General features: G+C 45.6%; 17 protein-coding genes. 9 read left to right on the top strand and 8 right to left on the bottom strand.

What is annotated here, in order from left to right; genetic code table 11:
* Nucleotides 1-66 precede the first annotated feature (66 nt).
* Nucleotides 67-504, bottom strand: a complete 438-nt coding sequence (locus B9N86_RS25540; protein WP_208915886.1) for a GNAT family N-acetyltransferase — start codon at nucleotides 502-504, stop codon at nucleotides 67-69.
* Between the two features lie 93 nt (nucleotides 505-597).
* The gene (locus B9N86_RS25535; protein WP_208920753.1) at nucleotides 598-2,013 is read right to left on the bottom strand and encodes an NAD-dependent malic enzyme; all 1,416 of its coding nucleotides are present in this window, start codon (nucleotides 2,011-2,013) and stop codon (nucleotides 598-600) included.
* Nucleotides 2,014-2,251: 238 nt separating this feature from the next.
* Between B9N86_RS25535 and B9N86_RS25530 the strand changes: the two genes are divergently transcribed.
* The 5 genes from B9N86_RS25530 (at nucleotide 2,252) to B9N86_RS25510 (ending at nucleotide 9,937) form a co-directional block, all read left to right on the top strand.
* On the top strand, nucleotides 2,252-2,530 hold the full coding sequence (locus B9N86_RS25530; RefSeq protein ID WP_208915885.1) for a hypothetical protein: 279 nt from the start codon (nucleotides 2,252-2,254) through the stop codon (nucleotides 2,528-2,530).
* 253 nt (nucleotides 2,531-2,783) lie between these two features.
* Nucleotides 2,784-4,151 carry a sn-glycerol-1-phosphate dehydrogenase gene (locus B9N86_RS25525; protein WP_342193365.1) on the top strand — a complete coding sequence of 456 codons (1,368 nt, stop codon included), beginning with the start codon at nucleotides 2,784-2,786 and terminating at the stop codon, nucleotides 4,149-4,151.
* Between the two features lie 404 nt (nucleotides 4,152-4,555).
* Nucleotides 4,556-6,523, top strand: a complete 1,968-nt coding sequence (locus tag B9N86_RS25520) for a methyl-accepting chemotaxis protein (RefSeq protein WP_208915884.1) — start codon at nucleotides 4,556-4,558, stop codon at nucleotides 6,521-6,523.
* A gap of 196 nt (nucleotides 6,524-6,719) precedes the next feature.
* Complete coding sequence (locus B9N86_RS25515; RefSeq protein ID WP_208915883.1) at nucleotides 6,720-7,577, top strand: transporter substrate-binding domain-containing protein; 858 nt, start codon at nucleotides 6,720-6,722, stop codon at nucleotides 7,575-7,577.
* A gap of 386 nt (nucleotides 7,578-7,963) precedes the next feature.
* Nucleotides 7,964-9,937 (top strand): methyl-accepting chemotaxis protein, encoded by a 1,974-nt coding sequence (locus tag B9N86_RS25510; RefSeq protein WP_208915882.1) that lies wholly within the window; start codon nucleotides 7,964-7,966, stop codon nucleotides 9,935-9,937.
* 72 nt (nucleotides 9,938-10,009) lie between these two features.
* Here B9N86_RS25510 and B9N86_RS25505 read toward each other — a convergent pair whose 3' ends face one another.
* From B9N86_RS25505 to B9N86_RS25495, 3 genes are all read right to left on the bottom strand, one after another.
* Nucleotides 10,010-10,711: an ABC transporter permease gene (locus B9N86_RS25505; RefSeq protein ID WP_208915881.1), complete on the bottom strand. Its 702-nt coding sequence runs from the start codon at nucleotides 10,709-10,711 to the stop codon at nucleotides 10,010-10,012.
* On the bottom strand, nucleotides 10,708-11,556 hold the full coding sequence (locus tag B9N86_RS25500; RefSeq protein ID WP_208915880.1) for an ABC transporter ATP-binding protein: 849 nt from the start codon (nucleotides 11,554-11,556) through the stop codon (nucleotides 10,708-10,710). Before B9N86_RS25500 ends, B9N86_RS25505 begins: the two co-directional genes overlap by 4 nt.
* A gap of 196 nt (nucleotides 11,557-11,752) precedes the next feature.
* A complete protein-coding gene (locus B9N86_RS25495; RefSeq protein WP_244562847.1) occupies nucleotides 11,753-12,892 on the bottom strand; it encodes a LytTR family transcriptional regulator DNA-binding domain-containing protein in 1,140 nt (379 codons plus the stop codon).
* Nucleotides 12,893-13,256: 364 nt separating this feature from the next.
* Here B9N86_RS25495 and B9N86_RS25490 point away from each other — a divergent pair, with 364 nt between their 5' ends.
* The 4 genes from B9N86_RS25490 (at nucleotide 13,257) to B9N86_RS25475 (ending at nucleotide 16,700) form a co-directional block, all read left to right on the top strand.
* The gene (locus tag B9N86_RS25490; protein ID WP_208915878.1) at nucleotides 13,257-14,159 is read left to right on the top strand and encodes an ROK family protein; all 903 of its coding nucleotides are present in this window, start codon (nucleotides 13,257-13,259) and stop codon (nucleotides 14,157-14,159) included.
* A gap of 25 nt (nucleotides 14,160-14,184) precedes the next feature.
* Entirely contained in the window at nucleotides 14,185-15,180 is a 996-nt protein-coding gene (locus B9N86_RS25485) for a Gfo/Idh/MocA family protein (protein WP_208915877.1), read from the top strand.
* The gene (locus tag B9N86_RS25480) at nucleotides 15,177-16,172 is read left to right on the top strand and encodes a Gfo/Idh/MocA family protein (RefSeq protein ID WP_208915876.1); all 996 of its coding nucleotides are present in this window, start codon (nucleotides 15,177-15,179) and stop codon (nucleotides 16,170-16,172) included. Before B9N86_RS25485 ends, B9N86_RS25480 begins: the two co-directional genes overlap by 4 nt.
* 183 nt (nucleotides 16,173-16,355) lie before the next feature.
* Nucleotides 16,356-16,700 carry a hypothetical protein gene (locus tag B9N86_RS25475; protein WP_208915875.1) on the top strand — a complete coding sequence of 115 codons (345 nt, stop codon included), beginning with the start codon at nucleotides 16,356-16,358 and terminating at the stop codon, nucleotides 16,698-16,700.
* A 176-nt stretch (nucleotides 16,701-16,876) separates the two neighbouring features.
* Here B9N86_RS25475 and B9N86_RS25470 read toward each other — a convergent pair whose 3' ends face one another.
* The 3 genes from B9N86_RS25470 to B9N86_RS25460 all read right to left on the bottom strand — a co-directional run bounded on the left by B9N86_RS25470 (nucleotide 16,877) and on the right by B9N86_RS25460 (nucleotide 19,651).
* Nucleotides 16,877-17,806, bottom strand: a complete 930-nt coding sequence (locus B9N86_RS25470) for an IS3 family transposase (RefSeq protein ID WP_208915516.1) — start codon at nucleotides 17,804-17,806, stop codon at nucleotides 16,877-16,879.
* Nucleotides 17,785-18,129, bottom strand: a complete 345-nt coding sequence (locus B9N86_RS25465; protein ID WP_208915517.1) for a transposase — start codon at nucleotides 18,127-18,129, stop codon at nucleotides 17,785-17,787. Before B9N86_RS25465 ends, B9N86_RS25470 begins: the two co-directional genes overlap by 22 nt.
* Nucleotides 18,130-18,808: 679 nt before the next feature.
* Nucleotides 18,809-19,651, bottom strand: coding sequence for an undecaprenyl-diphosphate phosphatase (locus B9N86_RS25460; RefSeq protein ID WP_208915874.1), 843 nt, complete (start codon nucleotides 19,649-19,651; stop codon nucleotides 18,809-18,811).
* Nucleotides 19,652-19,683: the final 32 nt, after the last annotated feature.

Raw genomic sequence — 19,683 nt, 5'->3', positions numbered from 1 at the left:
TAAAGTTTTCCAATTTATTATAAATGAATACGGAGCTAATACATAGTGGATTTTTGAACCCGCGCTTTATAAATTCAAGCTCATGTTCACCGTTCTTACATGAAAACCTGCTTTTTCATATAGTTTAATGGCATGATTACCTGAAAAAGCGCTAAGACGTACTTCAAGTAAATTTTCACTTTTCAAGTGATCTAGTGCCTTGGATAACAATTGTTTTGAATACCCTTTTCCCCTGAATTGCTCCAAAACGAATAGCTCATAGATAAAGCCGATTGGCGTATCTGTAAATTGATCTTTGCTCTTACCAAAAAGAATCCATCCAGCTAAGTCACCACCTTCAACAGCGATGAAATAGCGACAGCCTTTTGCCAAGAGAGGTTCAATAAGCCCTTTGATTTTCTCACTCGTCGGCATTACACCACCTAGCGTTCCTTCAAATAAAGCTTGCGGCGACAGAGTCAGAATTAGTTCGAGTTCAGCTGATGTGGGTGTTCTGATTTCCAATTGTATTAACTCCTCTCGATTGTAGTCCATAGACCAAATTCACATAAAAAGACCGGATGCTTTCTACGCATCCGATCATTAGGAGAGTTAAGCTTATTCCCGTGGAAATCTACGGGCAACCCCGGAACTGATCGCTGCTTTAACAACGAGTTCACGGATGGCTTTAACAACATTCTGATTAAAGACGCTTGGGATGATATATGAAGGATTTCGTTCCTCATCTGATACGGCAGACGCGATAGCTTCAGCAGCAGCCAGCTTCATCTCTTCGTTAATAGTGGTAGCTCTACAGTCCAAGGCGGCGCGGAAAATACCAGGGAAGCACAATACGTTGTTGATCTGGTTCGGGTAATCCGAACGTCCGGTAGCAATGACGCCTACAATATCCTCAACCTCTTCCGGCTTTATTTCCGGATTCGGATTGGCCATTGCGAATACGATGGGCTTATCGGCCATTGACAACACATCTTCGCGGGTAAGCAGTCCGCCTGCTGATAGGCCAATGAAGACATCTGCTCCCTGAATGACTTCCCGCAATGAACCTTGTACACGGTGTGGATTGGTATTCTCCGCATACCACTGCCACATGCTGTTGGTATAGTTATTTCCTGAAGCAAGGGCACCTTCCCGGTCTACGCCGATGATTTCCTTAACGCCTGCGGATAATAAAATTTTACTGCAGGCAACACCCGCAGCCCCGATTCCACAGACGATAACTTTGACTTGATCAATGGACTTGCCTACGATTTTAAGCGCATTAATTAAAGCGGCATACAGTACGACGGCTGTGCCGTGCTGGTCGTCATGGAATACAGGAATTTCGAGTTCTTCCCGGAGCCGCTGTTCTATCTCGAAGCAGCGGGGGGAAGCGATATCCTCCAGGTTGATGCCGCCAAAAGCGGGAGCAATCGCTTTGATGCAGGCAATGATTTCTTCGGTATCCTGCGTGTCCAGACAGATCGGAAACGAATCGACACCGGCAAATTGTTTGAACAGCATGGATTTCCCTTCCATGACGGGCATAGCTGCATAAGGTCCGACATTGCCGAGACCCAAGACAGCGCTTCCATCTGAAATGACAGCAACTGTATTTCTTTTGATCGTAAGAGTGTACGCTTTTTTAGGATCTTCTTGGATAGCTGTACACACCCGGGCTACGTCAGGCGTATATACACGGGACAAGTCATCACGGTTTTGAATCGGTACTTTGGGCTGTGTCTCGATTTTGCCCCCCAGATGCATCAGGAAGGTGCGGTCGGAAACGTTGACGAGGCGGACGCCGCGCAAGTTTTTGACAGATTTTGTGATTTTGTCGATGTCCACACTGTCCGTCACGGTAATAGTAATATCCCGGACTGTAATATGGCCGCTGGCCTGAATGACGTCAATCGCCACCATATCGCCGCCTGCTTCAAAAATGGCGGAAGCTACCTGTCCGAATTTGATTTCCTGCGTGTTCATTTCCAGTCTGAGAATGATGCTTTTTCCCCCGAGTCCACTGTTCTCCATGGTTACCTCCATCATGATAATCAGATAACTTACGATAAACAGTTCGCGAAGAGAGGTTCATATTCCTTTTTTTAGCTGTGTAATACTTTCTTTTAGATTCATTCTTGAAATATAGTTCAAGAAATCCAGGGGCAACAGCGATCGTAGGAATGTTTCGCACGCGGAGCGTCATATTATTTTCCCCGTGAACCACTTTCTGTTACAATGGCGGTAATCTACTTCTAGGAGCTGAATAACAATGGATAAAACAGTGAACGAGCAAGAGCTTGTCGAATATATTGGGAGCAAAACGAAGGCCACTCCGCAAGACATCCGGCTTGTACTGAAGCATGAACAGGCCTATATCGATAACGCGCACAAGGGTGCCAAAGGAGATATCGATATCGATAGTGATGACCTGGTGGATTACGTCATGAGCCGCAAGGATGTAAAGCTGGACGAGCTGACGGTAGAAAATATTTTGGATAGTGAGATGGACTATCTCATGAAAAAAGGACTTGCCGGATATATGGACTAAGTTGACTTCAAAGAAAAAGGCTCTTGTTTCCCCAAAGCGGGGCACATGAGCCTTTTTGGTCAGGAAGCAGCATGAAACTCCGAATTTGACGCTTCTTTGCCCGTTACCACGGTATGAATGGCGAATCTGATTCAAGTGTAAGGGAGAACTGTTACCTATGTTAAATCTTCGCTTCCCGTCTGCATTTACAAAACCTGTGATTTGGTCTAACACTGCGTAAATGTTTAAATCCTACAATCAAATTAAATAGCGCTTGGCATCCATCGAATTTGTGAAAGTATCCAAGCAATTCGATCATCATACCGTCATTCAGAATTTGAACCTCAGATTGAGGATGGAAAATAGCAAGCAGCAGGGAAGGGAAGACTATATGACGGATATATTGAAGAGAATCAGACAGCAGACATTGGATTTGGGAGAAGAACAGAGCCGTTTGGAAGGTGTGGATGTCATTCGCATCGAGCCGGGAGCAATTAAGGAAATACCCGAATATCTTGGGCAAAAAGGGTTCATAAGGGCTGTAGTCGTTGTGGATTCCAATACGTATAAATGTGCCGGACGTACTTTGGAGCCGTTGCTGCAGGGATCCGGAATAGCTGTTCATATGACTACGCTTCGTCCTGACGCCAAAGGAGATGTTCTGGCTGACGAGGCTTCACTTATTCAGGCCATTCTCGACATTCAACAGTTTGACGCTGAAGTTGTTCTGGCGGTTGGCGGGGGGACGATTCATGATATCTCGCGTTACGCCGCTTATACAACTGCCATTCCATTTGTGGCTGTGCCGACAGCGCCTTCGGTAGACGGCTTTAATTCGAAGGGGGCATCGATTATCGCCCGCGGTGAGAAAGTAACGATTCCGGCCATCGGCCCGTCGGCGATGTTTGCGGATACCGACATTCTGACCCGGGCTCCAGCGCGACTCGTTGCAGCGGGGTTCGGGGATATGCTAGGTAAGTATACGTCTCTGTTCGACTGGAGGTTTAGCTCCATGATTGCCGGAGAGCCTTATATGGAGCGTTCCGTTGAAATCACAAGATCTGCGCTGCAAAAATGTGTGGATCATATCAGCTCAATAGCAGAGCGGAGTGAAGCAGGTGTTACGATTCTGATGGAAGCGCTGGTTGAATCGGGGCTGGCCATGCTGTTATTCGCTCAATCACACCCGGCTTCCGGTTCGGAACATCATTTGTCACACTATTGGGAAATGGAGTACATTCGTCTTGGCAAAAAGCAGCTTCTCCACGGAGCCAAGGTGGGCGCAGCTTGTATTGAAATTTCCAAGCTGTATCACCGGATCGCCAAAGAAGGGCCGGATAAATGGAGCTACGAGGCAGCTTTCGGCAGTGGTGACAAGGGCGGAGCTGCATCCATCTATGTACACTGGAACGCTATTGCCAAAGAAATTGCTCTTATACCGGATGAGGAGACTCTTCGGGGCTTGCTAAGAACTGTCGGTGGAACCGTATTACCGATCGAGCTTGGCATAAACTATGATTTGCTGGATCGCAGCTTGCGGGAGGCCCCTCGCGTACGTGCCAACCGTTATACGCTCCTGCGGGCGTATAACGAACGACAGCAGGAGCATGGCTGGAACCCGCAGCGGAATAGCAATCGATAAAACAAAGAGACTGTCTCGCAGCAGCGTGAATCTGCAGCGAACAGTCTCTTTTTGTGGAGCCCTCATCTATTCGGCGTCCCAGATGGAGCTTGCTGTAAATGGAAATCGTCCCGCAACCTAATGGGTCTGTGGTTATGGTACTTAAGGAGGGAGGTTGCTGTTCTTGCTTTTGATAGGTGAAGGTCACATCTAAAATTAAACTGTTTTTTGTGATTTCTTTCACTCAAAAACTGGAAAGAGGATGCCGATAACAACATATATGGAGTCTTGCCGCTTAATTTATCCCAAACATTTTGGTAAATTTGGATGGAGATAGCTGTCCTCTTGCAAAAAGAACATACGCAAAAAACAGTGGACAGATGAAGGGGTAGGATCCTGGAACTATATTAGGGGGATTTACTGTGATGCTTAAAAGTCTTAAGCAAAAAATGATTCTCATGATTTGCATGCTTCTGCTGCTCAGTCTGGCATCGGTCTCGATTGCAAGCTTCAACAGCGCTTCTGGCCTGTTGAAAGAAAGTATTAATAAAGAGGCGATGCTGAACGCTGAGAACCTGGCGATGCGAATCAATGAATTCCTTGACACTAAAATTGCCAAGGTTGAGTCCATCGGAAAACTGATTACAGGGAATAAGGAACAGGATTTAAAACTGATTCAGAAGGCACAAGAATTAAATGAGGAATATGAAACCTTCTTTTTCTCGTATGACTTAACAGGTAAAAACGTCATTAACTTCCTCGGGGAAACAACGGATGTGTCCGACCGTGCTCACTATCAGGAGTCTGGTAAGGGCGAGGGGAAGATTGTAATCTCTGAACCTGTAGTGTCCAAACGTACCGGTAATAACATCGTTACGATGATTCTTCCACTGATGAAAGACGGTAAGCAGTATGGTTATATGGGATCAACGCTGCCGATTGATGAGGTTCAGAAGAGTGTATCCACTCAAACATTCGGAAAAACAGGATACGCTTATCTCCTCAGCAATTCTGGTAAATTCATGTGGCATCCGGATAAGGATTATGTACTGCAAAAATCCGTCCACGATATCAATATTCCAAAAGTGGTCAGCGCCTATGAAAACGTAAAGCAAGCTAAATCAGGCAATTTAGAATATACCCAGAACAACACAAATTACTCGGCTGCCTATACGCCGTCAACTTATAACTGGGGTGTGTTCGTTGCTGCTCCAACAAATGAACTGTATGCTCCGATTACCAAGCTGATGAATACGCTGGTGATCATTTCAATCATTGCCCTGATTGTGGCTATTGTTATTGCTTACCGGTTCACTGTACATCTTGTTCGTCCAATTCAGAAGCTGAACTCGGCCGTGAAGGAAGTAGCCCAAGGGGATTTGACAAAGACGATTCAGGTTCAAGGAAAAGACGAAGTGGCTGTACTTTCGGGTGACTTCAACCAAACCGTATCTCACTTGAAACACCTGATCGAGGGTGTAACGAAATCTTCGAACCAGGTGATGCACGAAACCCAAGTTGTTTCTAGCGGCATTGATTCCGCGAAAAAGAATGTTAACGTTATCGGTTCCTCCATTCGCCAAATTGCTGATGGGGCGACTACCCATGCCTCCAGCTCGGAAGAAATTGCTATGTCTATGAGTGATATGGCCAGCGGCGTTGTGAAGATTGCCGAAACTTCCTCGATGGTTTCCGAGGCCGCACAGGAAGCAGCAGGCCATGCCGAGACAGGTGCGACTGTAGTTGAACAGGCCGTTATTCAGATCGGCAGCATTGGTGAAGGTACGTCCAAGGTTGGAACGGCTATTGAACGACTGAATGAACGATCCCATGAAATTGAGGAGATTTTGAGCTTTATTACGGAGATTACTTCCCAGATCCGTCTGTTATCTCTGAATGCATCGATCGAAGCAGCTAGAGCGGGTGAGCACGGACGCGGATTTGCTGTCGTTGCCGAAGAGGTTAAGAAGCTTGCCGGACAGTCAGAGGAGTCTACAGATCAGATCGCTCGCCTGATTTCCGAGATTCGCGAGGATACGTTAAACGCCGTTCAGGTGATGGATGTGAGCCGCAAAGATGTTCAGGAAGGCATTACGCTGATCGAAGATGTGCGCGAGAAGTTCGCTAACATACTTCATGCTTCCCGCAATGTTGCCGAGCATATTCTGGAAGTGTCCGCCGCTTCCGAGGAAATGTCGGCAGGTTCGGAGCAGGTGAGCGCTTCGGTTGAAGAATTGAAATCGATTGCGAACCTGACCTCTAAAGACGCAAGTAATGCGGCGACAGCTGCCGAAGAACAAATTGGTTCGATTGAGGATATCTCGTCTTCGGTACAGCAGCTGGAAGCTGTAGTCGGAGAACTACGAGAAGAGCTGTCCAAGTTTAAAGTATAGATGAAATGATGCTACTCCCAAGTTCGGTGTGCAGGGCACTTGAAAGGGGGGATGCCTGTAAGGGTTGGACTTGGGTAAGCAGTAGTATTTTTAGAAGTAACAGAGCAACAGAGCAACAAAGCTTAGAGGTCTGCTTGAACAGCCATTTAAGCAGCAACAAAACTAATCAACAGGAAGAAATCGGAGGAAACAACACATGTTAAAGAATTGGAAAAAAGTAGTAATTGCTGGCGTAGTCAGCTTATCATTGGTAGGAACAGGCTTCGCCGCGAACGAGCTGCTTACCACACCATCCGCATCCGCAAAATCGGCTTCCGAGCATGCACCGGGACAACAAAAGAAAGCTCAATCCCAGCTTGATAAAATCATTGATAAAGGATACATTCGGGTAGGTATGACCGGAGACTACAAACCGTTTACATATTTGGATCCTAAAACGAATAAGTATGAAGGCTACGACGTTGATGCAGCGATTGAGCTTGGTAAAGATCTGGGTGTTGAAGTTCGTTTTGTGAACACAACATGGTCCACTATGATGAAAGACCTGCAGGATGACAAGTTTGATATCGCTGTTGGTGGTGTTACCCGTAACACAGCTAGACAAAAAACCGCTTATGTATCCCAAGGTTATGTTTCCTTCGGTAAAGCGCCTTTGATCCGTGCAGAAGATAAAGGTAAATACCTATCTATCGAAGACATCAACAAACCGACAGTACGTATCGGTGTAAACCCAGGTGGTACTAACGAAGTATTCGTTCGCCAGCACCTGACTAAAGCTAATGTTACCGTTGTTCCTAACAACCTGGACATTCCTCACTTGGTTGCAGACGGCACTTATGATGTTATGATTACGGATACTGTAGAAGCAATTACTTATGCAAAGGCTGATTCCAGACTGTATGCAGCTTTGACAGACAAGCCTTTCACAAACAGTGAAAAAGGTTACATGATTCCTCGTGGTGACTTTGAATATGCAAGCTACTTGGAAATGTGGATGGATGAAATGGAGCTTCAAGGCAAGTTCGACGTTCTCGACAAAAAATGGTTGCAATAGTATTCGAATGAAAACAGCAGGTCTGGAATTTTTCCAGCCTGCTGTTTTTTTCGTAGATACCTACCTTTTACTCATCTATCATGTGCTTTTTGTACACGACAAGGGAATTTTCTTAGGTTTTTAGTCTGGATTTATAGATAGATGAATGCTATCTATGAAAATAACTTTTTTATGCAATTTTCATGTTTTCACTTAAAAAGTGAAAAGTTGATGCCGATAAGAACATATGTGGAGTCTTACCGCCTAATTCATCCCGAACATTTTGCTGAAAATATATTAATTTTGATGGAGATTTTTGTCCTCTTACAAAAAGAACATTGCGCAAAAAATAGTGGACAGATGATCGGATAGGGCCCCGGAACTTTATTGGGGGAGGATTTACTGTAATGCTTAAAAGTCTTAAGCAAAAAATGATTAGTATGATTTGCCTGCTTCTGCTACTCAGTCTGGCATCCGTCTCGATTGTAAGCTATAACAGCGCTTCTGGCCTGTTGGAAAAAAGCATTGATGAAGAGGCAAGATTGAACGCGGAAAATTTGGCAATGGAAATCAATGAATTTATTGACACTAAAATTGCCAAGATTGAGGCTGTCGGAAAATTGTTTACTGGGAATAAGGAAGAGGATTTAAAACTGGTTCAGAAGGCACAGGAATCCAATAAGGAATTTGAAACATTCCTTTTTTCACATGACTTAACCGCCAAAAACGTCATCAACTTCACTGGGAAAACAACAGACTTGTCTGGTCGTGCTCATCATCAGGAGATTAGTAAGGGCGAGGGGAAGGTTGTAGTCTCTGAACCTACAGATTCAAGCCGTACCGGTAATACCGTCATTAGTCTGCTTGTTCCGCTGATGAAAGACGGCAAGCAGTATGGTTACATAGGAGCGACGTTGCCGATTGATACGGTTCAGAAGAGTGTGTCTAACCAAAAATTTGGTAAGACGGGATATGCGTTTCTGGTAAGCCTGTCAGGTCAATTTATATGGCATCCCGAGAAGGAGCTAATTCTGCAAAAGACCGTCCAGGAACAAAATGTTAAGCCGGTCACCTTGGCCTATGAACAAGTAATTCAGGGGAAATCGGGTGTATTTAATTATACTAAGCACCAGAACAATACAACTTACTCGGCTGCTTTTGCACCAACAACTGATAATTGGGGGGTGTTTGTTGCGGCACCAACCAAAGAACTGCATGCTCCGATTGCCAAACTGATGAATACGCTTGTGATCATTTCGGTTATCTCATTGATTGTTGCTTTTGCTGTTGCTTACCTGTTCACTGTACGTCTGGTTCGTCCAATTCAGATGCTGAACTCAGCTGTGAAGGATGTGGCCCAAGGGGATTTGACAAAGACGATTCAGGTTCGAGGAAAAGATGAAGTGGCTGTGCTTTCGGGCGATTTTAATCAAACGGTATCCCACTTGAAACATCTGATCGAGGGCGTAAATAATTCGTCGAACCAGGTTATAAATGTGACTGAATCTGTTTCTAGCGGTATTGATTCTGCGAAAAAGAGTGTGAACGTTATCGGTTCTTCCATTCGCCAAATTGCAGATGGAGCGACGACCCATGCCTCCGGCTCGGAAGAAATTGCATTGTCGATGAGCGATATGGCCAGCGGCATTGTGAAGATTGCTGAAACTTCCTCCATGGTTTCCGAAGCTGCACAGGAAGCAGCAGGCCATGCTGAGACAGGTGCGGCCGTGGTTGAACAGACTGTTATTCAGATCGGCAACATTGGTGAAGGAACGACCAAGGTAGGAACAGCTATTGAACAACTGAGTGAACGTTCCCATGAGATTGAGAAGATTTTGGGCTTCATTACCGAAATTACTTCCCGGATTCGTCTGTTGTCTCTGAATGCATCGATAGAAGCAGCTAGAGCAGGGGAGCATGGTCGCGGCTTTGCTGTCGTAGCTGAAGAGGTGAAGAAGCTGGCGGGACAATCCGAAGAATCTACAGATAAGATCGCACAAATCATTACCGAAATCCGTGAGGATACGTTAAACGCTGTTCAAGTGATGGAAGACAGCCGTAAAGATGTTCAAGAAGGTATTACGCTGATCGAAGAGGTACGTGAGAAGTTCGCTAACATTCTCCATGCCTCCCGTAATGTTGCCGAGCATATTTTGGAAGTGTCTGCCGCTTCCGAGGAAATGTCGGCAGGTTCGGAGCAGGTGAGCGCTTCGGTGGAAGAGATGAAATCCATTGCAAGTCTGACCTCCAAAGACGCAAGCAATGCGGCCGCAGCTGCCGAAGAGCAGATTGGTTCAATTGAGGAAATCTCTTCTTCGGTACAGGAGCTGGAAGCTGTAGTCGGAGAACTTCGCAAAGAGCTGTCCAAGTTTAAAGTATAGATCATGTATTCGAGAGAAAACAGCAGGTCCGGAATTTTTCCGGCCTGCTGTTTTTGCATACATAACTACCTTTTATTCATCTACCATACGCTTTTTGTACATGACATAAGCAAGCGCGTTAATAACGACGGCCCACAGCAAGATGATTGCTATATTAAACAAGACGTCCATGAAGCTGGTTCCAGCCTGAGCCTTGTTCGCGAGATCAACCAGCTGTAGGTTCGGCATGATTTCCAGTATCGGATAATCTTCCATTAAAGGAGTGAGATAGGACGTAAAGCTGAAGAAGAATACAATAGGCAGAACGGCAATAGATGCTTCCATAACAGATTTGGTAGCCAGACCGAGCAGCGTGCCGATACCAATGTAGAAAATACAGGATAAAAAGAGAGCCAGTCCTACAGCAATCATGTTTCCGGGTTGGTATTCTAATAGTAATCCGCTACCGATTAGAGCGATGATCGTTGTAATCAAACTAAGCAGGCTTTTGCCGCCAATAATTTCAAGCGGGCTTGCAGGTGAGAGCATCAGTCCACGCAGCGTATTCTTTTCTTTTTCCTCAGCGATCAGGGCGCTCTGTAAATAGGTTGCCACGAGAGTGAGAGCGAGGTTAATCACCATGTACACGACGTTGATTGTATTTACACCCGTCCGGCCGTAATATGCTGCCATCGCCAGTGGCATGATCAACGAGAAGCTTACATACATATTTTTTGAAACGTCCTTATAATCCTTTTGTAAAATAGCAAGTGATCTCTTTAATGAAAAAGTCATGCCAATTCCCTCCCCGTAATTTCTACAAATATGTCTCCAAGTGTAGGCTCATTTGAATAAATCGAAGATACACGATCCTCATTCATATAATGGAAGAGCTTCTCTGCTCCTTCAGGCCCCCGTTTCACCGTCACTTTGCTTCCATCGGTCAGTTCCACGGTTATCGTGTCGTCTCCGAACTTTTTCCGCAGATTTTTCGGAGTATCCAGCTGCTGAATCGCTCCGTTATGCAAAAAGGCGATTCGGTCACACAGCGTCTCCGCTTCATTCATATCATGTGTGGTCAAAAAGATAGTCGTTCCGTTTTCTTTGAGCTTTAAGAGTCCTTCATATATATGTTTCGTATTGGCTGGATCCAGCGCCGAGGTCGGCTCATCGAGGAACAATAGCTCCGGCTCATGAAGAAAGGCACGCGCCAGAGTAACACGCTGCAGCATTCCCTTGGACAGTTTGGACACAATTTTCTTCTGTTCGGAAGCCAAATTCACCATTTCTAATACCTCAGGAATCCGGGTATATGGAACTTTATACAGATCACAGTAAAATTTCAGGTTATCATAAACGGTTAACCGGTCGTACAAAGCGCTGTTGTCGGTAATAACACCGATTTTTTTGCGGTATGTTGCTTCCTTAAGACGATGTGCAGGCACTCCGAATACAAAAGCGTCTCCTATGGTCTGGTTTAATTGCGCGGTCAGGATTTTAATAGTAGTTGTTTTACCGGAACCGCTCGGTCCGAGAAATCCGAACACTTCACCTTTACGTACTTGAAAGGAAACGTCTTTTAAAGCTCGATGATCGGAAAAAGTTTTTCCTAATGATGTAACTTCGATAATGTTCTCCACTGCCGTGTACCTCCGTTTGCTCATTCGTTTTTCGATATCCTCATGTTACGTCCTTCCGAAAATGCCCGCATTATAATCCCATTGAAAGGAGCATCTCAGGGGGTGAGTGGCGCAGAACAAGGCATGAATGGAGCGTTGAAAATGCTGTAATAGCGCGGTTTTACAGACGAATGGAGCATAGAGACAGTTGAATGGATCACGCTTTTAAGCCGAGCATCTCCTTGAGTTCCGCCATTTTGGATTTGGATAATGGAACCGAAGATTTGGCTTGATCATCCAATACCAAGCTGAAGCTGTTACGAGTGTATGTGATCACTTCCCTGACTTTTTGCAGATTGACGATGTACGAGCGGTGGCAACGGAAGAAGCCGAATGGCTGAAGCCGTTCCTCCAATTCATTGATTTTGAACACACAAGGATAGGCATCGCCCTTAACATAAATATTCGATTGTCCGTCACTGCTCTCGATATAATCAATTTCCGGCGGATCGAACAGAATCATTTTATCGTTCATCTTGGTAGGTATTTTTTCGAGCCGAACAGGTTGCACGAATACTTCTGATATTTCTTCTTGATCTGGGATGTTTTGCTCTTCTGGAGAATCCATGTCGAGAGGCAGCTCGGTTGTCTCAGCCGGATTTTCCGTTTTAGCTGAATGCTTATCCTGAGGATGAGGGGAGGGGGAATCCTCCTGTTCCGTTTCATCTATAATTTCATAACGATGCAGCCCTTTCTCGTCCAACCGGAAGATCTTGTTGGTTACGCTAAGGGCAGTCTCCATGTTGCCGGTAAGAATGAGCACACTTTTGCCTCTCTCGGAGAGCGTGTTAACAAACCGGGTAAATACAAGCTTCGTTTCATTATCGACATTTTGGACAGGCTCTTCGAATACGAACAATGCTGGGTCCATCATTAACAGGCGTGCAAAATGAACCCTTCTCTTTTCGGAGAGAGTTAACTTGGAGACACGCACATTACTTTTCATCTCAAGCTGAACAATTTTTAATACTTCATCTATAGGCCACGGGGAGAGGCTTAGTTTATGTGCAAAAATAAGGTGATCCCTTACAGTTAGGCGTTCATAGAGCCCGTCATCGAGAAAGGATATGCCGAGCTGTGAAAGGTATTCCGTCCGGTTCCCAGACAAAGTTGCCTGCTTGATGGACAGCTCACCGCGAGATAGGGGGATTTTTCCAATGAGCATATGTAGAAGGGTGCTTCTGACATTCATGCTGGAGTATAGTGCTACAATCTCATGCTGTACGATTTCCAGGCTGAATGCCGGAAACACCACCATATTTTCTGTATATCTCTCTACATCCTTAATAGCCAACACATTCACGTTATCACCTGATCTTCTTAGATTTCCTTATGACTGAAGTGCAAAAGGGTTACCTATATACAATAGCGAAATATGGAACTTTTGGGAATAAAAAAGAAGCTTTAATGTAATCAAAACTTACTATATCGACAGCTAATCATTGAAATAAGTAACAACACATACGATATACAGCATGTATTTTATCGATCATAAAATAACGTCAAAAAGGAAGGGGATTCACGGTGTGAAATCGAATAGTTAGAACAGGAGAGAGTGAGGCTCTTTACCGGTACTAATATAGTATTATTAGAATTATTATGACCAGCAGATCTGATGTACTTGGGGTGTAACTTATTGAAAAGTGAGGGTATCTGAACCTATGAAACGCTGGATTGGACTGGATATTGGTGGAACGGAGATCAAAGGAGCGCTGGTCGATACAGACGGCAACATGACGGAACCGCTCGCTGTCACGACCCCTGCGCTGGAAGGCAGAGACCGGATTATGGAGGCAGCCGTAGGCTTGATTCGATCTCTTGAACAGCAAGCCGGAGAATCAGAGATTTGTGGCATTGGCATCGGCACTGCCGGCCGGGTGGATCGTTCCACGGGTAGCATCGTCTATGCAACAGACAATATGCCGGGTTGGACCGGTACGGAAATCAAGAAAGAGATCGAGAAGCAGTTCCCTTACCCCGTCTCGGTTGAGAACGACGTGAATGCGGCTGCCTGGGGTGAAGCATGGCTTGGATCGGGAGAAGGGGTTCACTCCTTTATGCTTGTCGCTCTTGGGACAGGAATTGGTGGCGCTTTCTTTTATGAAGGAAGCGTACTGCCGGGCATTCGAGGCGGATTCGCGGAGATCGGCCATCTAATCGTGGATAAAGACGGAGTAGCCTGCACCTGCGGCCAATACGGCTGTTGGGAAACACAGTGTTCCGGTACTGCGCTGAGCCGGATTGCGAAGTCTGTGAATCCGGAATGGAGCAGCCGGTATCTGGTACAGGCTTACGAGGAAGGTAATAAAGAAGCGACAGATGCAATGAATGAATATTTATCCGATCTCGCCAGAGGCTTGATTTCTGTGCAGCAGGCCTATGATCCGGAAGTTATTATTTTGGGCGGGGGGGTGTCCGACGGTTACCAAAAATGGAGCAAGGCGCTGAATGAGAAGCTCCAAGAGCTGTGCGTATTGCCTGTACGTCTTGCCAAGGCAGAGCTTGGCAACCGCGCTGGCATCATCGGTGCGGTCAAGTGGGCTATGACGGATCAAACAACCTAACAAGAAGTAGAATGGAGGGATTTCCATGAACATAGCCATTATCGGCTGTGGAACGATGGGCATGACCCATGCCCATAACCTGGGGAAGATGCCCGGTGTTAAAGTATCTGGCGTTGCAGACTTGATTCAGAAGCGTGCAGATCAAGCTGCAGAAGCCTGCGGTGCAGTGCCATATAAGGATTGGGAGTTGATGCTTGAGCAGGTAAAGCCGGATACAGTAGTCGTATGTTTGCCGACATATCTGCACAAGTCGCTTGTGTTAAAGCTTGCCGAGCGGGGACTTCATATTATTTGTGAAAAGCCTGCGGCCTTGACTCTTGAAGACGCCAAAGAGATGAAAGCCGCATGCAGTAAGCATGGCGTTCGGCTGTTTATCGGCCATGTTGTCCGCTTCTTCCCGAACTACCGGAATGCGTTCGATCAGGTACGATCCGGAAAAATTGGCGAGGCTAAAATGGCATATTTCAAACGTCACGGTTCCTATCCGATAGGAGTTAGTTTTTGGTACCGTGATCGCTCCAAGAGCGGCGGAGTCATTATGGATCTGATGATTCATGACATCGACTTTGCCTGCTGGTTGTTCGGAGACGTGGAATCCGTATATGCTTCGGTTACGAAGCCGTCCCTGTCCATGGAATATGCCCAGGTGACACTGAAGTTTTCCAGCGGAGCTATTGCCAATTTGACCGGATTCTGGGGATACGCCGGGCCGTTCACTACCCAGTTTGAAATATCCGGCAAAGAGGGGATCATCCGTTTTGACAGCAACCAGGTACAGTCGCTTGATTTGAAGGTCGCCACTGGCGGCGACGATCAGAAGGTAGCAGTTCAAGTGCCGTCGAGCCCGACGCTACATGATCCTTATTATGATGAAGTGAAACATTTTATCGAATGCATTCGCGAGGGCAGCGAGCCGATTGTCAGCGCAGCTGACGCTTGTCGGGCTGTTGAAATTGCTCTTGCATGCGAACATTCGGCTCAGACAGGACAACCCGTCCGCATGGGAGGGATTACGTCATGAACAAGATGAAAGTAGGATTTATCAGCTTTGCCCATATGCATGCTGTCAGCTATCTGAACGCTATGCTTCAGAGAAGTGATGTGGAAGTGATTGGAATCGCTGATGAGGATGCTGAACGAGTAGCTCCGTTCACAACCGATCGAGGAATTCCTTACTATGCAGACTATAACGAGCTGCTTGCGCAGGACATCGATGCAGTTGTAATCTGTTCGGAAAACGCCCGACATGCGGAGCTCACTTTCAAAGCAGCCGAAGCAGGTAAGCATGTGCTCTGCGAGAAGCCGCTTGGCTTGTCCGAAGAGGAAATGATAAGTATGATCCGGGTATGCAGGGAACAGGGCGTTCAGCTGATGACAGCATTCCCGTGCCGTTTCCTGACAGCGGTCCGCCAGGCGAAGCAGGCAATTGACGAAGGCAAAATCGGTGATATTCTAGCCATGAAAGGTACGAACCGCGGTACGATGCCCGGCGGCTGGTTCCTTGAGAAGGAGCATTCAGGCGGCGGTGCGGTTTTTGATCATACCGTCCATGTCATGGACTTGATGCACTGGTTTACAGGCAGCGTAGTGGAGGAAGTATATGCCCACGCAGAAACGTTATTTCATGACACGGACATTGATGACGCAGGCATGGTGCATGTGAAGTTTGCGAACGGTGTGTTTGCCGTGCTGGATCCAAGCTGGTCCCGCTCTAGCAGTTTCCCGACTTGGGGCGATGTGACATTAGAGATCATCGGAACCAAGGGGACGCTCTCCATCGATGCGTTTTCCCAGAAGAACGATTTGTACAGTGATGCAGCTCAGAAAGCCAACTGGAGTTACTGGGGTGACGATATGGATACCGAGCTGATCAACAGCTTTGTGGACAGCATTGTCCAAGGTAAGCCAGTTAGCGTTTCGGGCGAGGACGGTTATCTGTCCGCCCGTGTAGGGCTTGCCGCTTACGAGTCCGCCCGTATAGGCCAACCGGTTCAACTGAAGCCGCAAGGATAAGTGACTGGCCCAGCGCCTTTATAGCAATGTACGCATTTAAGAGGAACATCCGTGAAGCAGTTGCTTCCGGTGTTCCTCTTTATTTTGTTAGAGGTGCACGACACTTGTTTTTTGAATAAATTGGATAATCGAGGCAACTTTCATCGTCATAGTTCCGTCTTTGTAGATGACAGGGGGAGCATAATGATTAGAAGATTTGTTCTGCTTGCTCTAACGGTAATGGTTGGAATCATTGTACTGACGGGCTGCCGTAATTCGAGTTCGGAAGCTTGTTACGCCGGTATTCTGATCGTTGATGATAAGGAGTATCTGTGGGAAGGCGATTTAGATATTAATGAATTTACAATGAGCGAAAAAATAGGTGAGGTACAACATAAAGTAGTTGCAGCAGAATATCCTCGCGAGAATTTTTCATCCAACATCGTAGAAGTCGGTGCAGAGATTTATTCTTCGAAAGAAGATGGCACAGTTGTAATTGTGAAGCGTGAAGACGGAAGTTATGACAAGTTCACAGGGAGGGGCGATTAGCAAGGAATGCTGTATACCTAATAGATGGCCGCTGAGCTGATGGGTGTTAGTATCATGATGGGATAAGTAATGTTGTATGTTATACAACACTGGAGAAGCAGAATGCCTGAACCTACTGGTACTCGGTCAGGCCCCCGAATATTGGACACTTTGTAAAGGAACTTGTAGTGAACGCACTATACCGCGATTTTAAACGCGTTCACTTCATTTTTCTTAAGTTTTTCAGCGAATTCGACAGGCGAGTACCCATACAAGCTCATATGGATTCTTCGATTATTGTAGAAGTCCATGAATCGGTCCAGCACCATAAATGCTTCTTGAAAGTCCGTAAAAATATGGCGCTTAAAACACTCCCGTTCTAAGATGCTGTGAAACGACTCAATGAACGCGTTCTTGTTTGGGCTGCGATTCGGTGTACGTTCATGAATAATAAATTCTTTGTGTGTCTCGAAGAACTTTCCAAATTTGTGACTCTTAAACTGAGGGCCATTATCCGTTCGGATTACTAACTCTTTCTCTTGAGAGAAGATATTTCGTTTGATTAATGCTTTATAAAGCGTATCAACAAGACTTTTTGTAAGGCACTCCTTGCCGCGATACTGCCCCACTACGTTGCGGTCGTATACATCGATAATACTTGCCGTATAGAAGTAACGCTGTAGGCCAGCAATATAGCCGTATTTAACGTCCATCTGCCACAACTGGTTCGGACCGGTTACTTCCATATTGTTAGCTAGACGGCGTGGATAGGCCGCTTTCTGCTCTTTAGGTTTGCCTAGAATATCGAGTTCTTTACAAAGTCGGTATACCTTTTTCTTGTTGATCTTAATAGCGTGCCGTCTACGTAACACAAGAGTGATTTTTCGATATCCGTAAGCAGATTCTTCACCTTCAAGAAGTTTTAAGATTATCTGTTTAATTCGTCCATCACTTACTTTTTTGCCGTTAAACGTGACGGAATAACCTGGCTTTGGGCGCCCAGATTTATTTGATTGTTTTGAATTGGTAGTGGTCTTACGTTGATAATAGTAAGTAGACCGAGGCACATTACACAGCTTCAGGATCTTGCTTACCGGATAACCTTTTAGGATCCATTGCCGGGCCACTTCCATTGGATGTGTGGATGAGTTTTTTTTACAAGGTCTCGGAGGATGGCTATCTCCAGTTCTTTTTCCCCAATTAACTTGGTGGCTTGTTCATACTTTTCTTTCCAATCACCTGTAGTTTGAGGTTGAACTTCAAGTCTGTCCATGTTCTTCTTTCTACTCATCGTCATCTCCACCTCATCTCGATATTGTTTAACCCATTTATATAATGAGTAAGGGGAGAGGCCATGTTTTCGTGCTGTTAGTGCTACATTCCCCCGTTCAAGTGCTTCTTCGACGACCTGTATCCGCAGCTCGTCGAACTTACTATGTTGTACTCTCATAGTGACTGCCTCCAGATAAATTAATTGTATATTATTTATTCTGAAAGTGTCCAAGTTGATTAGGGGGCTTTATAGGTACTGTTGTAGAATATACAACAATCCCCCTGAAAAGAGGTAAATAAATGATTTCCTATCCCTATTATTGTATTGTGTGCAACAATCCGTCCTTCGCTGCTATATCTTGAAATATTGTTGTACTTTATACAACACGCACTGAATCCTGTGGGATTATTTGAATAGTCACATTCCATACGTAAGGAGGTTCATTCAAGTGCTGATGTGTCTTCAATCATATGGGATGCTACAATTGTCAAGCACTATGTTTTGAGTAAAGCCTAAAATGTATTTCAGATTATGGTGGGTTAGCTGAACTGCAGCGGAACGAACGAAACAATTCCGAAGAAGCGACAGAGGTCGCCTTTGTCACCGAATTTCTACCTTGTAGAAATATAATTAAAAGAAATTCGGGGACAACAGCGATCGTAGGAATGTTTCGTACGTGGAGCGTTTCCCAACGGAAAAAGAAAACAACAGCAGAAACAGCTACAAAAAAGGTATGTTTCGTACAAGAAGCGTCACAGAACAGAAACAGCAGAAGTAGCACAAATACACAAACAAAAGGACGCTCCCTCAGGCCACAATTGACCTTGGGGAACGCCCTTTTTAACGTGTTCACCGATTAGAAAATCCAAACAAAATAAATGACAGCCGCCAGAACGATACGATAAATCGCAAACGGTACAAGTTTGATCTTGTTGATCAGCTTCAGGAAGAAGCGGATTGAGATCAGCGCGAACACGAATGCGCTGATGAAGCCCGCGATAAAGAACGGCAGCGCGCTCATCGTGAAGTACTCCAAGTTTTTCAACAAGGACAGGAAGCTTGCACCGAACATGATCGGCACGGCCATAATAAAGGTGAAGTCCGCAGCAGTGCGGTGATTCATACCTAGCATAACACCACCTGAGATCGTAGATCCCGAGCGGGAGAATCCAGGCCAGAGAGACAAACACTGAATCAGACCGACACTGAACGCCTGCTTGTAGGTGATCTGGTCAACCGTAACGGTAGTAGGTGCTTTTTTGCTGCTGAATTTGTCTGCGATAATCATGAAAATAGCGCCGATTACTAGGCCGATCAATACCGTTTCTATAGAGAATAAGTGTTCATCGATGACGTCTTCAAACAATACACCCAGTACACCAGCAGGAATCAATCCAACAATAACCTGGGTCAGCTTCAAACGTCCGGTTCCGACAGGGGCACCCAGTTCCGGTTTTTTGCGCTTAATGTTCAGAAGATCGAGGAAACGGTCTTTGAATACGACAAGCACGGCGAGAATAGAGCCCAGTTGAATGACAACCTTGAATGTATTGGCTACATATTTGGTCAGAAACTCTTCCGATTGCAGCCACATATCGTCAACAATGATCATATGGCCTGTAGAGGATACAGGAGCGAATTCGGTCAAGCCCTCCACCATACCGAGAATAATGGCTTTAATAAACAAAATAAAATCCATAAATGCGAATCTCTCCCTTGCTTTGAATAATA

It is taken from the genome of Paenibacillus uliginis N3/975 (genome assembly GCF_900177425.1).
Lineage (GTDB): Bacteria > Bacillota > Bacilli > Paenibacillales > Paenibacillaceae > Paenibacillus_AQ > Paenibacillus_AQ uliginis.
The sequence above is the reverse complement of the archived record's forward strand: the minus strand, read 5'-3'. Positions and strand labels throughout refer to the sequence as shown.